Origin of the sequence: Pseudomonas tremae (assembly GCF_001401155.1) — a bacterium.
GTDB lineage: Bacteria > Pseudomonadota > Gammaproteobacteria > Pseudomonadales > Pseudomonadaceae > Aquipseudomonas > Aquipseudomonas tremae.
Genome location: NZ_LJRO01000119.1, coordinates 1 through 347 on the forward strand (window position 1 = coordinate 1; position 347 = coordinate 347).

The window sequence follows — 347 nt, forward strand, 5'->3', positions numbered from 1 at the left end:
GAATGTGTTCGTCTCTCGTGTTCCCGCCATGGGCCGCGACGAGAACCTGGCCTACTACTGCATAAGCTTCAACTGATCAAAAGGCAGCGGTCTGGCCTGGATACCAGATCAGTCTCGCCGCTGCCACATCCTGCTCTTCAACCTGAAAACCCAGCGCCAGATATTGCTGGCGAGCATGCGGGTTGTTGGCCCAGACCACTGTTGCCACCGGGCAGCGGATCTGTTCGGCGGCTTGCTGCACACCCTGCAAAAGGTTGCGCCCGTAGCCCTTGCCGCGCGCTGCCGGAATCAACGCCAGATACAGCACGCGTATCTCGTTGTGGCCGACCTCGGTGACCAGCGCGCCG

1 protein-coding gene is annotated in these 347 nt (G+C 61.1%); it reads right to left on the reverse strand.

All coding sequences use genetic code 11. From position 1 onward, the window contains the following. Nucleotides 1-76: 76 nt before the first annotated feature. The coding region (locus ALO43_RS09245; RefSeq protein ID WP_157062275.1) for a GNAT family N-acetyltransferase at nucleotides 77-347 on the reverse strand (271 nt) is incomplete at its 5' end.